This is a genomic window from Bradyrhizobium sp. SZCCHNRI1029 (assembly GCF_032487555.1).
In the GTDB taxonomy this organism is placed as follows: domain Bacteria; phylum Pseudomonadota; class Alphaproteobacteria; order Rhizobiales; family Xanthobacteraceae; genus Bradyrhizobium.
Genome location: NZ_JAUEUK010000019.1, coordinates 67427 through 82039, shown reverse-complemented (window position 1 = coordinate 82039; position 14613 = coordinate 67427). Strand labels below are relative to the sequence as shown.

General features: G+C 63.5%; 10 protein-coding genes. 7 read left to right on the top strand and 3 right to left on the bottom strand.

Translation table 11 applies throughout. The features are described 5' to 3' along the window. Positions 1–326: 326 nt before the first annotated feature. From frc to QW861_RS33125, 3 genes are all read right to left on the bottom strand, one after another. On the bottom strand, positions 327–1604 hold the full coding sequence (gene frc / locus QW861_RS33135) for a formyl-CoA transferase (protein WP_315718405.1): 1278 nt from the start codon (positions 1602–1604) through the stop codon (positions 327–329). A gap of 66 nt (positions 1605–1670) precedes the next feature. Further along, positions 1671–3404 (bottom strand): oxalyl-CoA decarboxylase, encoded by a 1734-nt coding sequence (oxc, locus tag QW861_RS33130; protein ID WP_315754568.1) that lies wholly within the window; start codon positions 3402–3404, stop codon positions 1671–1673. A 61-nt stretch (positions 3405–3465) separates the two neighbouring features. Further along, entirely contained in the window at positions 3466–4197 is a 732-nt protein-coding gene (locus QW861_RS33125; protein WP_315718407.1) for a GntR family transcriptional regulator, read from the bottom strand. A 188-nt stretch (positions 4198–4385) separates the two neighbouring features. Between QW861_RS33125 and QW861_RS33120 the strand changes: the two genes are divergently transcribed. From QW861_RS33120 to QW861_RS33090, 7 genes are all read left to right on the top strand, one after another. Continuing rightward, on the top strand, positions 4386–6527 hold the full coding sequence (locus QW861_RS33120; protein ID WP_315754566.1) for an acetate--CoA ligase family protein: 2142 nt from the start codon (positions 4386–4388) through the stop codon (positions 6525–6527). 126 nt (positions 6528–6653) lie between these two features. Next, a complete protein-coding gene (locus tag QW861_RS33115) occupies positions 6654–7478 on the top strand; it encodes an IclR family transcriptional regulator (protein WP_316194009.1) in 825 nt (274 codons plus the stop codon). Positions 7479–7759: 281 nt separating this feature from the next. Continuing rightward, positions 7760–8770 carry a hypothetical protein gene (locus tag QW861_RS33110; RefSeq protein WP_315828563.1) on the top strand — a complete coding sequence of 337 codons (1011 nt, stop codon included), beginning with the start codon at positions 7760–7762 and terminating at the stop codon, positions 8768–8770. A gap of 203 nt (positions 8771–8973) precedes the next feature. Beyond that, positions 8974–10776, top strand: coding sequence for an adenine deaminase (locus QW861_RS33105; protein WP_316194008.1), 1803 nt, complete (start codon positions 8974–8976; stop codon positions 10774–10776). A gap of 171 nt (positions 10777–10947) precedes the next feature. Beyond that, positions 10948–12735 carry a glyoxylate carboligase gene (gene gcl, locus QW861_RS33100; RefSeq protein WP_316194007.1) on the top strand — a complete coding sequence of 596 codons (1788 nt, stop codon included), beginning with the start codon at positions 10948–10950 and terminating at the stop codon, positions 12733–12735. A 34-nt stretch (positions 12736–12769) separates the two neighbouring features. Next, positions 12770–13561 carry a hydroxypyruvate isomerase gene (gene hyi / locus QW861_RS33095; RefSeq protein ID WP_316194006.1) on the top strand — a complete coding sequence of 264 codons (792 nt, stop codon included), beginning with the start codon at positions 12770–12772 and terminating at the stop codon, positions 13559–13561. A 215-nt stretch (positions 13562–13776) separates the two neighbouring features. After that, positions 13777–14361, top strand: coding sequence for a HEAT repeat domain-containing protein (locus QW861_RS33090; RefSeq protein ID WP_316171908.1), 585 nt, complete (start codon positions 13777–13779; stop codon positions 14359–14361). The last annotated feature ends 252 nt before the right edge of the window (positions 14362–14613 follow it).

The window sequence follows — 14613 nt, the reverse complement described above, 5'->3', positions numbered from 1 at the left end:
CCTCTTCAACGAAGCGCCTCATCGATTCCCCCAAAAGAATCACTGGAGAATCATAACAGCCGCGCAGCGTTTTCACATAGCCAGGGTCAAAAGCAGTCGAGCCGCCGACGACTGCGCCACGTCCGCGGCGTTCTGGCTAGCAGACATTCTCGATCTGGGCGCGATCATCGCCGGAGGCCGAGACCAAGGTTACCGTGGGGTGGAGAGGTTCACTCGCCGAATGCGACAATCGAAAGCCGCCGGAGGATGCCGGCGGCTTGATGTCGATGGGAGGCATGTGCGACGGCAATCGCGCCGCACCTGTCTTCTCTGGCGCTAACCGCCGCTTACTCCGCCGCCTCCTTGCGCGGCGGATCGAGGGCGCCGGAGTCGTGGATCTCGGCGACCTGGTGGTCGCTGAAGCCCAGCACCTGGCGCAGGATCTCGTCGGTGTGCTCGCCGAGCAGCGGCGAGCGCGTGACGTCGGCCGGGCTGTCCGACAGCTTGATCGGGTTGCCGACCGAGAGATACTTGCCGCGGGTCGGGTGGTCGACCTCGACCAGGGTGCCGGTCTTGCGCAGCGACTCGTCCTCGGCGATCTCCTTCATCGACAGGATCGGGCCGCAGGGGATGTCGAACTCGTTCAAGATGTCCATGGCCTCGAACTTGGTCTTGGTCATGGTCCACTGCTCGATCCGGCCGAAGATCTCGTTCAGGCGCGGCAGGCGGGCAGCGGGCTTGGCGTAGTTCGGGTCGGTCTTCCAGGTCGGCTCGCCGATCACGTCGCAGATCTTCTCCCAGACCGGAGCCTGGGTGATGAAGTAGATGTAGGCGTTCGGGTCGGTTTCCCAGCCCTTGCACTTCAGGATGCGACCGGGCTGGCCGCCGCCGGAATCATTGCCGGCGCGCGGCACGGCGTCGCCGAACGGCACGCCCTCGCCGAACTGGCTGTATTCCTTGAGCGGGCCGTGCTCGAGGCGCTGCTGGTCGCGCAGCTTGACGCGGCAGAGGTTCAAGACGCCGTCCTGCATCGCGGCGGTGACGCGCTGGCCACGGCCGGTGTGGGTGCGCTGATAGAGCGCGGTGACGATGCCGAGGGCGAGGTGCAGGCCGGTGCCGGAATCGCCGATCTGCGCGCCGGTGACCAGCGGCAGGCCGTCACGGAAGCCGGTGGTCGAGGCGGCGCCGCCGGTGCACTGCGCGACGTTCTCATAGACCTTGCAGTCCTCGTAGGGACCAGGGCCGAAGCCCTTGATCGAGGCGACGATCATCTTCGGGTTGATCGCCTGGATCTTCTCCCAGGGGAAGCCCATGCGATCGAGCACGCCGGGGCCGAAATTCTCGACCAGCACGTCGCACTTCTTGATCAGCTCGGTCAGAACCTCCTTGCCCTTGGGGTTCTTGGTGTCGAGCGTGATCGACCGCTTGTTGTGGTTCAGCATCGTGAAATAGAGGCTGTCCACGTTGGGAATGTCCTGAAGCTGGCCGCGGGTGATGTCACCCACGCCCGGCCGCTCGACCTTGATCACGTCGGCGCCGAACCAGGCCAGCAGCTGCGTGCAGGTCGGTCCGGACTGGACGTGGGTGAAATCGAGAATGCGAACGCCCTCGAGCGCCTTGGTCATGTCTTGCTCTCCGTAACGATTGGTCATCCCGCGACAGCGGGCATCTGATGTCCTTGCGGGTGGCCTTTACTTCTTCTTCGTCAGCACGCTCTGCGGATTGAGGTTGCCGATACGGCCGCTCTCGGATCCCGCAGCAGGATCGATCACGGCGTTGATCAAGGTCGGCTTGCCGGAATCCATCGCTTCGTTGACGGCGCGCTTCAGCTCGTCTGGCGAGGTCGCGTTGACGCCAACGCCGCCGAAGGCCTCCATCATCTTGTCATAGCGCGCGCCCTTGACGAACACGGTGGTCGCCGGGTCGTCGCCCGCCGAGTTCTGGTCGGTGCCGCGATAGATGCCGTCGTTGTTGAAGATAACGACGCAGATCGGAAGATTGTAGCGACAGATCGTCTCGACCTCCATGCCGGAGAAGCCGAAGGCGCTGTCGCCCTCGATCGCCAGCACCGGCTTACCGGTCTCGACGGCGGCGGCGATCGCCGAGCCCATGCCGATGCCCATGACACCCCAGGTGCCGACGTCGAGGCGCTTGCGCGGCTGGTACATGTCGATGACGCCGCGGGCGAGGTCGAGCGTGTTGGCGCCCTCGTTGACCAGGATCGCGTCCGGACGCTCCTTGATGATGGTGCGGAGCACGCCGAGCGCGCCGTGATAGTCCATCGGTGAGTTGTTGTTCATCAGCCGCGGCGCCATCTTGGCGACGTTGTCCTCGCGCTTCTTCTGCACCGCGCTCAGCCACTCGACCGAAGCCTTGGGCCAGTTGCTGCCCATCGCCTCGCTGAAAGCCGTGACGACCGAGCCGATGTCGCCGACCACGGGGGCCGCGATCTCGACGTTGGAGTCCATCTCCTTCGGCTCGATGTCGACCTGGATGAACTTCTTCGGCTGTTCGCCCCAGCTCTTGCCCTTGCCGTGCGACAACAGCCAGTTGAGGCGGGCGCCGATCAGCATGACGACGTCGGAGTCCTTCAGCACGGTCGAGCGCGCCGCGCCGGCGCACTGCGGATGCAGGTCGGGCAGCAGGCCCTTGGCCATGCTCATCGGCAGGAACGGCACGCCGCTCTTCTCGACGAAGGTCTTGATCGCCTCGTCGGCCTGCGCGTAGGCCGCGCCCTTGCCGAGGATGATCAGCGGACGTTTCGCGTTCTTCAACAGATCGAGCGCGCGCTTCACCGAGTCGGGCGAGGGGATCTGCGCCGGGGCCGGATCGATCACCTTGACCAGTGAGGCCGCGCCGGCTTGCGCGTTCATCACCTGGCCGAACAGCTTTGCCGGCAGGTCGAGATAGACGCCGCCCGGACGTCCCGAGACGGCGGCGCGGATCGCGCGGGCGAAGCCGATGCCGATGTCCTGGGCGTGCAGCACGCGGAACGCCGCCTTGCACAGCGGCTTGGCGATCGCGAGCTGATCCATCTCTTCATAGTCGCCCTGCTGAAGGTCGACGATCTCTCGCTCCGAGGAGCCCGAGACCAGGATCATCGGGAAGCAGTTCGTCGTCGCATGCGCGAGCGCAGTGAGTCCGTTGAGAAAGCCGGGAGCGGAGACGGTGAGGCAGACGCCCGGCTTCTTGGTGAGGAAGCCGGCGATCGCGGCGGCGTAGCCGGCGTTCTGCTCGTGACGGAAGGAGAGCACGCGGATGCCTTCAGCCTGCGCCATGCGACCGAGATCGGTGATCGGAATGCCCGGCACGTTGTAGATCGTGTCGATCCCGTTCAGCTTCATCGCGTCGATGACGAGATGAAAACCGTCCGTGAGCTCCTCGTGCGTGTCGGGTGCCTCGGTCTTAACAGCAGTCTGCGCCATGCGCCTCTCTCCCTGGTCGTCTACGAAGGCGCTTTGCGGCGTCTTCTTCTGTTTGAACCTGTCAGCTGAATAATTCCTGGCCGTGCGTCTCGACATAGGTCGCGAGGCCCAGCGTGTGATCACGGGCGCGCTTCTCGGCGAGCTCGGTGTTGCGTTCCTCCAGCGCCTCGATGATCGCGAGATGCTCGGGCAGGGAGGCCGCGATACGATCGGTGCGCCCGATCGTGAGCTGGCGATAGCCGCGCACGTGCAGCAGGATGTCGTTGGTCATGTCGACCAACACGGGCGATTCCGACAGCGAGATCAGCGCCTGATGAAACGCGATGTTCGCCTTGGAATACTCCTCGACGTGCTCCTGCGGCGGGCGGTCCTTGCCGAAGTCCTTGAAGTAGTCGCGCAGCGCCGAGATGTCCTTCTTGCGCGCGATCGTCGTGATCAGCCGCGCCGCCATGCTCTCAAGCGCCGCCCAGGCGCGGATCATGTCGACGATCTCGCTCTTGGTCCGGCGCACCACGACGATGCCACGGCGCGGCACGGTCTTCACGAAGCCGTCCTGCTCCAGCATCGCGATCGCTTCGCGAATGGGCGTGCGGCTGACACCGAGGCGCTCGGAGAGAGCGCGCTCGTCGAGCATGACAGGCTCGGGCGAGGCGTAGATGTCCATCTTCAGAATGGCTTCTTTCAAGGCCTCATAGGCCTTATTCTTGAAGCTCGTCTCCGGGGCGATGCGAGCGATCGCGATGTCGGCCTCGGCCATGATGGGCAATGCCTTGTTCGTTTTTTCTGTAGACAAGACCGTCTCCTCTCCTTGGGAGATGCTTGTTTACAGCATTTTGCGTCCAAGTTTTTTGGCATACCAGATGCCAGGATGTCAAGCTGCGAGCTTTTTCAGCGTGTCCACATCTTCGTCGCGCTTGACAAAGTTTGCGTCTGGCATACCAAATGCCATAAACGACCAGCAATCTCCAGGAGGAAGCCCCGATGTCTGACGCCATCCCGAATGCCAAGGCCACGATCCGAGACGTTCTCGATCGTGTGAAGGCGGATAAACGCACCAGCCTCACCGCGCCCGAAGGCAAGATCGTGTGCGACGCCTACGGCATTCCGGTGCCGAAGGAGGGCCTGGCGAAGTCTGCGGCCGAGGCGGCCAAGCTCGCGGGCGACATGGGTTTTCCGGTCGTGATGAAGATCGTCTCGCCGGACATTCTGCATAAGACGGAAGCCGGCGGCGTCATTGTCGGCGTCAAGACTGCCGACGATGCGAAGACAGCGTATGAGACCATTCTCGCGAATGCGAAGAAGTACAAGGCCGACGCCAAGATCGAAGGCATCCAGGTGCAGCAGATGCTGACCGGCGGTACCGAGGTGATCGTCGGTTCGATCACCGACGGTTCGTTCGGCAAGCTGGTGGCCTTCGGCCTCGGCGGCGTGCTGGTCGAGGTGCTGAAGGATGTGACATTCCGCCTCGCCCCCGCGACCAAGGACGATGCCCTGTCGATGCTCGACGGCATCCAAGCCCACGAAATGTTGAAGGGCGTGCGCGGCGGCGATGCCGTGAGCCGCGAGGCGCTGGCGGACGTCATCGTCAAGGTGTCGAAGCTGGTCAGCGATTTCCCTGAAATCGTCGAGCTCGACCTCAATCCGGTGTTCGCGACCAAGACCGGCGCGATTGCGGCCGACGTCCGCATCGTCGTCGATTTCGACTACAAGCCCCGTCCGGCGCCGCGCTCGAACGAGGAAATCGTCACCGCGATGAACCGCATCATGAAGCCCCAGGCGGTCGCCGTGATCGGCGCCTCCGCCGAGGACGGCAAGATCGGCAACTCCGTGATGAAGAACCTGATCAACGGCGGCTACAAGGGCCAGATCTACCCGATCCACCCGAAGGCCTCCGAGATCCTCGGCTACAAGGCCTACAAGAGCGTCAAGGACGTGCCCGGCGTGATCGACACGGCGGTGTTCGCGATCCCCGCCAAGTTCGTCGCCGGCGCGCTGACCGAATGCGGCGAGAAGCAGATCCCCGGCGCGGTGCTGATTCCCTCGGGCTTTGCCGAAGCCAACGAGCCGGAGCTGCAGGCTGAGATCGTCGAGATCGGCAAGAAGTACAATGTCCGCCTGATGGGGCCGAACATCTACGGCTTCTACTACACGCCGGCCAATCTCTGCGCGACCTTCTGCACCGCCTACGACGTCAAGGGCCACGCGGCGCTGTCGTCGCAGTCGGGCGGCATCGGCATGGCGATCATCGGTTTTTCGCGCTCGGCGAAAATGGGTGTGTCTGCCATCGTCGGCCTCGGCAACAAGTCCGATATCGACGAGGACGATCTGCTCGCCTTCTTCGAGCAGGACCCCAACACCAACCTGATCGCGCAGCACTGCGAGGACCTCAAGGACGGCCGCGCCTTTGCGGAAGCCGCCAAGCGCGTCTCCAAGAAGAAGCCGGTCATCGTGCTCAAGGCCGGCCGCACCTCGGCTGGCGCCAAGGCGGCCTCGTCGCACACCGGCGCGCTCGCCGGCAACGACAAGATCTATGAGGACGTGCTGAAGCAGTCGGGCGTCATCCGTGCCCGCTCGCTGCGCCAGCTGCTCGAGTTTGCCCGTGGCGTGCCGGTGCTGCCGACGCCGAAGGGTGAGAACGTCCTCATCATCACCGGCGCCGGCGGCTCGGGCGTGCTGCTGTCCGATGCCGTCGTCGACAACGGCCTGTCGCTGATGACCATGCCGCCGGATCTCGATGCCGCCTTCCGCAAGTTCATCCCGCCGTTCGGTGCCGCCGGCAACCCGGTCGACATCACCGGCGGCGAGCCGCCGATCACCTATGTGAACACGGTCAAGCTCGGCCTGTCGGACGAGCGCATCCACGCGCTGATCCTCGGCTACTGGCACACGATCGTGACCCCGCCGATGGTGTTCGCGCGCAACATGGTCGAGGTGAAGAAGGAGATGGAGGCCAAGGGCTTCGTCAAGCCGATCGTCGCCTCGCTCGCCGGCGACGTCGAGGTCGAGGAGGCCGCCGAATATCTCTACCAGAACGGCATCCCGGCCTATGCCTATTCGACCGAGCTGCCGGTCGAGGTGCTCGGCGCCAAGTACAAGTGGGCGCGCGGCGCGGGCCTGCTCTAAGTCAAATCGATGCGAATGCCGCTCCGGCGTCTCGCCGGGGCGGCACTTTCTTTGATAGCGTGACGAAGCAAGATCCGTCCGTCCGGCAACGGCGCCGCCTGTGAGGGCGGTGCAGAGAGGCGCCACGTGATCCGTCGCAAGACGATCGAGCCACGCGCGGATGCTGCGGCCGAACCCCGCGACGGCGGCGTGCAATCCGTCGGCCGCGCGCTCCAGATCCTGGAGATTCTCGCCGAAGACGACGAAGGTTATCGCCTCAGCGATCTCGCCGTCCGTGCCGGGCTTTCGACCTCGACCGTTCATCGCCTGCTGACCACGCTCGAGAAGCGCCGCTTCGTCCAGTTCGACCGCATGGAATCGAAATGGCACGTCGGCGCGCAGAGCTTTGCCGTCGGCGCGACCTTCACGCGTCGGCGCAATTTCGTCGCGTTGGCGATTCCCTATCTGCGAAGGCTGCGCGACCAGTCGCGCGAGACCGCCAATCTCGCCGTCGTCGACGATGAATCGCTGATGGTTCTGCTGCGGCTGGACAGCCGCGAGATCATGCGCTCGCTGACCAAGGTCGGGGGCCGCCTCGCCATGGTCGCCTCCGGCATGGGCAAGGCGGTGCTCGCGACCTATTCCGATGACGACGTCAACGGCATCATCCACCGCCAGGGCATGCCGCGCCTGACCGAGAAATCGATCATCCGCGCCAGCGACCTGTTTCGCGAGCTCGAAACCATCCGCCGCCAGGGCTACGCCGTCGACGACGAGGAGGCGAGGCTCGGCCTGCGCTGCATCGCCGCCGTCGTCCACGATTCCTGCCGCGAGCCGGTGGCCGCGATCTCGGTGTCCGGCCTGGCGAGCCGGTTGACGGAGGAGCGGGTGCCGGTGGTCGGGGGCATGGTGCGGGATATTGCCGCGGAGTTGACAGCGGCGCTCGGTGGGGCTGCCGTCCAGCGGCAATGAGGGTCGACAGGCCGATGACTGAGCCCACATCGTGTCGACAATCCTCGTCGTCACTCCGGAGTATGGCCAAAAATTCGGCATATGGGGGAAAGGAAGTCACTAACTAAGCCGAAAGTCTATTCAGAATCGGGGCCATGAATTTGGGGTGATCTAGTCGGGCCCAATCGCAAGGGCGAAAATCATCCCAGCGAAATTGTGGGGATAAGTTGAACAAACATAGATAATCAACTTGGTGTTGCGCTAATTACTTGACCACAATTGCTCTTTTAAGGGGGGAGGGCATGCGTCTCGTTTTTATTGCACCGCTGATATTTCTGTCTGGCTGCGCCGGTTTAGCGGAGCAGCTAACAAATTCGCAGACGGCTTCCGATCGGCTGCGATCGCAACTCGGAGCTGACATCGACCTTCAGGGAGCATTGCGGCGCAATATCGCGCGCAAAAATGCTGAGCTGGAATTCATATCGTACGGCACCTACTCGTGCGGTCCAGATAGCGCCGACTATAAAAAGGTGACCGTGTACACCGATATCACGCCAAAAATTGCGCGCGAACAAGCCGTAGTAATTGCGGCGGTAAAGAAGAAGAAATTAGAGTACCTCCGCAACAAGTACGCGGACTTCGAAACGATCGTAGCTTACGGAGAAGCTTTGTCGGCGCTCACCAAAGCCCGGGATGAGCGTGTCAAGGCATACGCAAATCTGAAGAAATTGATTGCGGCATATCAAGGGTTTGTTCCGAGCGAATTTGCTCTAGTGCTAAAGGTCATGAATGATGCTGTTGGTCTCGCGCAAATTGGCGACCAATACGCATTCCAAGTTGCTGTCATAAAGACCGCGGCCTTCGCGGAAGAGCCTTTGAAGAAGGCAAGAGAGAAGGTCTTATCCAAAGCATTGTTGAAGGACTTGACGGATGACGAAGCGCAGGCGTTCAAGGAGTGGGAGTCTTGCGCGCTAGACCGCTTGTTCTTCTATCGTGAATACAACCCCTCTATGCCTCCGTCTTATCTTGAACGAAAGGGCTTGATTGAGAACACTGCAGGCGAGACTAGGTCGCCGACGCTCTTGTTCGCAGCAGAATACAAGTCCTATCTCGATGAGCGCGAAGCATTTGTCGCGCGCCGTTCTGATTACGTCGGTTTGCTTGATGCAATTATTGAACAGAATGCGGCTCTTGCTCATCTTCCTGCGGGGGCATCGTTCAACCAATTCTTGGAAACTTTGACCCAGATTGGCAGCGACGCGGCGAGCGCTAAGGAGCAGTACAATATTCTAAGGGTCGACACTAGGACCTAACTGAGGAAGTGCTTCATTCCTCGAAGATGAGAATGCTTCGATTGAAGAAGGCCTACGGTCGGCGCAGCGGTAGCGAGGGGAGGGCAGGCCTCGCCCAGCTGCCCAAACCGTGATCGGGGAGATGGCCTATTTGGACTTGCAGTCGGGCGCGCCGCACGTGAGCATCGTGGCGGATCACCCGAACACGTCCAGCGAGTTGTGCCATGTCCAAACTCACCCGCTTCTCGGTCGCCCCTTTGCACAGTATGACGCGGCGCCTCGCCGACGTCGCCTCCGGCCGTGTCGCGCCGGATCTCGTGATCACCGGGGCGCGTGTGCTGTCGACCTATTCGGAGCGCATTCTCCCCGGCCGCGAGCTGTGGATCACCGGCGGGCGCGTGGCCGCGGTGAAGCCGGCCGGCGCCCACAAGGCGCTTCCCGGCGGCTTCGCCATCTACGACGCGGCCGGCGGCATCATCGCGCCGGGGCTGGTCGACCCGCACATCCACATCGAATCCTCGATGGTCACGGCCTGCGCCTATGCCGAGGCCGCGCTGCTCAACGGCACGACGACGATCTTCTGCGACAGCCACGAGATCGGCAACGTGATGGACGTCGCCGGCGTCGAGGCGATGCTGGAGGATGCGCGGCAGGCGCCGCTGTCGATCTTCCTCACCGTGCCCTCGACCGTGCCGGCGACCTCGGCGGCGCTGGAGACGGCGGGCGGCGATCTCACGCCGGACAAGATCGCCGGCCTGTTCGATCGCTGGCCGGAGGCGGTCGCGCTCGGCGAGAAGATGGATTTCGTGCCGGTCTGCATGGGCGACGAGCGCAGCCATGCGATCCTCGCCGCGGCCCTGCAGCGCGGGCGGCCGGTGTCGGGCCATGTCTATGGCCGCGAGTTCGTCGCCGCCTATGCGGCGAGCGGCGTCACCGACACCCATGAGGCGATCGACCGCGACATCGCCGACGACCTGCTCGATGCCGGCGTCTGGATCTTTCTGCGCGGTGGTCCGCCGACGACGCCGTGGCACAGCCTGCCGCAGGCGATCCGCACCGTCACCGAGCTCGGCGCCTCGCACAAGCGCACCGCCGTGTGCACCGACGATCGCGATGCCGATGATCTCATGCTGTTCGGCCTCGACTGGGTGGTGCGCGAGGCGGTGAAGGCGGGGCTGTCGCCGGAGCAGGCGTGGTCGATGGGCTCGCTGCACGGCGCGACGCGCTTTGCGATGGATGGCGAGATCGGCGGTCTCGGCGGTGGCCGCCGCGCCGATCTGGTGCTGCTCGACGACGGCCTGAAGCCGCAATCGACCTGGTATGGCGGCGAGCTGGTGGTGGACAAAGGCAAGATCACGCCGCGGCTCGATCAGGCGCTGTCGCAGCGCTATCAGTACCCGAAGGCCGCCTATGCCACGGTGAAGCTGCCAAGACAGATGACGCTGACGCCGGAGCTGCCCACCAAGGCCTGCACCGTCAATGCGATCAAGACGGCGCTGCCCGGCATCACGCTGATCCACGACAAGGTCGCGATCGAGCCGGCCAACGATTGGGAGACGCTGTTTGCGCGCTACGGTCTCTGCTTCGTCGCCGTGATCGAGCGCCACGGCAAGTCGGCCGGCAATGTCGCGCACGGGCTCTTGAAGGACTTTGGCCTCAAGCGCGGCGCCGTCGCCTCCAGCGTCGGCCATGACAGCCACAACATCATCGTCGCCGGTACCAACGAGGCCGACATGCAGGCCGCCGTCGCCGCGATCGGCGCGCAGCAGGGCGGCGTCTGTGTCGTGGCCGACGGCAAGGTGCGGGCGATGGTTCCATTGCCGATCGCCGGCCTGTTGTCGGACAAGCGCGTCACCGAGGTCGCCGAGGAGGTGAAGCTGCTCAAGAAGGAATGGGCGGAAGCCGGCTGCACCATTCCCTACATGGGCTTCAATTTGATTCCTCTATCGGTCATTCCGGAAATTCGTATCACCGACAAGGGCCTCGTGCTGGTGCCGCAGATGGAGCTCGCGCCGCTGTTCGAATAGCACCATCGAACCGTCATGCTGTTAGGACATGTCAGCTGTTTGTCGTCCTAACTAACTGAGGCCACCCGTGTTTTGCCGAGCGTGCCGCATCGTGGGAAAAATCGACGACTGAATTGAGATCGCAGCCGTCAGCAGCGATCCTCGCGCATCAACCAAAAGAGGAAGCGCGAGATGGCGAAGATGCGGGCGATCGATGCTGCGGTGCGAATCTTGGAGAAGGAAGGCGTCACCTGCGCCTTCGGCGTTCCCGGCGCGGCGATCAATCCGCTGTATTCCGCGCTGCAACGGCGCGGCTCGATCCGCCACATTCTCGCCCGCCACGTCGAGGGCGCCTCGCACATGGCCGAGGGCTACACCCGCGCCAAGGCCGGCAACATCGGCGTGTGCATCGGCACCTCGGGCCCAGCCGGCACCGACATGATCACCGGGCTCTATTCGGCGATTGCAGACTCCATTCCGATCCTCTGCATCACCGGCCAGGCGCCGCGCGCGCGGCTCCACAAGGAGGATTTCCAGGCCGTCGACATCGAGCAGATCGCCAAGCCCGTGACCAAGTGGGCGGTGACGGTGCGCGAGCCCGGGCTCGTGCCGCGGGTGTTCAGCCAGGCGTTCCACATCATGCGCTCGGGCCGTCCGGGCCCGGTGCTGATCGACCTGCCGCTCGACGTGCAGCTCGCCGAGATCGAGTTCGACGACGAGACCTACACGCCGCTGCCGGTCTACAAGCCCGCGGCGAGCCGCAAGCAGATCGAGAAGGCGCTGGAAATGCTCAATGCCGCCGAGCGGCCGCTGATCGTCGCGGGCGGCGGCATCATCAACGCCGATGCCAGTGATCTGCTCGTCACCTTCGCCGAGACCGTCAACGTGCCTGTCGTGCCGACCCTGATGGGCTGGGGCGCCATCCCCGACGATCATGTGCTGATGGCCGGCATGGTCGGCCTGCAGACCAGCCACCGCTACGGCAACGCCAACTTCCTGGAGAGCGATTTCGTGCTCGGCATCGGCAACCGCTGGGCCAACCGCCACACCGGATCGCTCGAGACCTACACCAAGGGGCGCAGCTTCGTGCATGTCGACATCGAGCCGACCCAGATCGGCCGCGTGTTCAATCCCGATCTCGGCATCGTCTCGGACGCCAAGGCGGCGCTCGAGCTGTTCATCACCGTCGCGCGCGAGTGGCGCAAGGCGGGCAGACTGCGCGAACGGCAGGCGTGGCCGGCGGCGTGCCAGGATCGCAAGCACACGATGCTCCGGCGCAGCGATTTCGATCAGGTGCCGATCAAGCCGCAGCGCGTCTATCATGAGATGAACAAGGCGTTCGGCCGCGACACCTGCTATGTCAGCGTCATCGGCCTGTCGCAGATCGGCGGCGCGCAGTTCCTCAGCGTCAACCATCCGCGCCACTGGATCAATGCGGGGCAGGCGGGGCCGCTCGGCTGGACCCTGCCGGCCGCGCTCGGCGTCCGCGCCGCCGATCCCAGGCGCGAGATCGTCGCGCTCTCCGGCGACTACGACTTCCAGTTCCTGATCGAGGAGCTCGCGGTCGGCGCGCAGTTCAACCTGCCTTACATCCACGTCGTCGTGAACAATGCCTATCTCGGCCTCATACGTCAGGCGCAACGCGGCTTCTCGATGGACTATCAGGTGCAGCTCTCGTTCGAGAACATCAACGCGCCGGAGGTCGGCGGCTATGGCGTCGACCACGTCGCGGTCGCGCAGGGCCTCGGCTGCAAGGCGATCCGCGTCACCGACCCGCGCCAGGCGCAGGCTGCGTTCGCGACCGCGCGCGAATGGATGGCGGAATACCAGGTGCCTGTCGTGGTCGAGTTCGTGCTCGAACGCGTCACCAACATCGCGATGGGTACCGAGATCGACAACGTCGTGGAGTTCGAGGAGGTGCTCGATCTGCCGGTCGACGAGACGCCGGCCGAGCCGGCGCGCACCTTGCAGCCGGCTTGACCGCAGCCATCGCACTCAGTCGAGGACCCATGACATGCCGCGTTTTGCCGCCAACCTCACGATGCTGTTCAACGAGCTGCCGTTCCTCGACCGCTTCGCCGCCGCCAAGGCGGCCGGCTTCGGCGGCGTCGAATACCTGTTCCCGTATGATTTCGACAAGGCCGAGCTGCGCGAGCAGCTCGCGCGTCACGGGCTGACGCAGGTGCTGCACAATCTGCCCGCCGGCAATTGGGCCGCGGGCGAGCGCGGCATCGCGATCCTGCCGGATCGTGTCGACGAATTCCGCGACGGCGTTCGCCGCGCCATCGAGTATGCGAAGGCGCTGGATTGCCGCCAGCTCAACTGCCTCGTCGGCATTGCGCCCGACGATGCCGATCCGCGCGAGCTCAACCAGGTGCTGGTCCGCAACCTGCGCTTCGCCGCGACCGCACTGAAAGCGCAGGGGATCAAGCTGCTGATCGAGCCGATCAACACGCTCGACATTCCCGGCTTTGTCCTCAACCGCACGGCACAAGCGCTTCAGCTGATCTCGGAGGTCGAGTCCGACAATCTGTTCGTCCAGTACGACATCTACCACATGCAGATCATGGAGGGCGATCTCGCCCGCACGATGCAGAAGCATCTCGCCCGCATCGCCCACATCCAGCTCGCCGACAATCCGGGCCGCCACGAGCCCGGCACCGGCGAGATCAACTACGCCTTCCTGTTCCGCCACCTCGATGCGATCGGCTATCCCGGCTGGATCGGCTGCGAGTACAAGCCGCAGACGACGACGGGAGAGGGCTTGGGGTGGCTGACGGACCGCGCGGTCGTTCCCGCGAGCTGAGCTTGATTCCTTGGTCCCTTCACCGGCCTTTTCCAGTTAATGTCTGCGAGCCGACGTCGCCGGCGTCGGCTGAAAAGTCCGCGTTGGGCCGATTGCAGAACTGCCCCGCTTGGTGCAACAGTAGAACAATCCTACATTGGAACGCTGTCGTGTCCTGCAATTCGCCCTCCGGCGCGCACCCGCCGACTACCCACCAAGTCATACGCAAACTCGCCTTGCAAGAAGGTGCGGCGGCACTAAAGGCACTGGCCAACGCAGCCGGACTCGAAGATCAATTTGAACGACGGGCGGCTATTGATGCAATCGGACGTCACCCACATGGGCGCGAGTTGCGCTCTATCATTTTGAGGGCTCTCCGTGATCCATCAGAATACGTTGTGCGCACAGCGTGTGAAGTCGTCGCACAATGGGATTTGCAAGAGGCGCACGAGCTTGTGGTAGCTCTACTGGCAAATCCATCCAAAGCGACACGGCAAACCGCTATTCGCACGCTGGGTACAATCTGGGTCGATGCAGATTTTCCGACGGTGTTTCGCATCTACAACGACGCCTCGGAAAATGAAATTCGGCGCGAAGCTGCTTGGGTCCTGCGGCAGCGAGCCCAGTCTGCCCATTGGCGAACGCTTTTCGATGCATTCCAAGTTGATGAGCTTGCCCGACACCGGCAATGGGCTTGCGAGTTAGCCGAGAAGTTTTCAGTCCCTGACATTCTACCAGTGTTGTCACAGCTGTCCTCGGACGTCGACGGTCACGTTCGAAAGGCAGCCTGGCGGGCTATCCAAACACTTTCGAGCCGCTGATCCCAGCTCGTTTCGTAGGCTTAGGATGCCCGCTGCGGGCCAAATGCAGCCATTGAGGGCCTTGGTCGCCTGCTTCTGCTTCAGACCTGAAAGCGGGCTGTGCTCCCACCTGTTTGGACGGTTTGGGATGGGCTAGCCGCCGACATCTTTAGTGCGTCTTTTCATCTTCGAGTCTGATCACGATGTGCTGCGCCAAGCCGGAGTTCGAGGAGCCGCTGAGAAAATCTCCGGCCGCATGTCGGGCTGACGAAC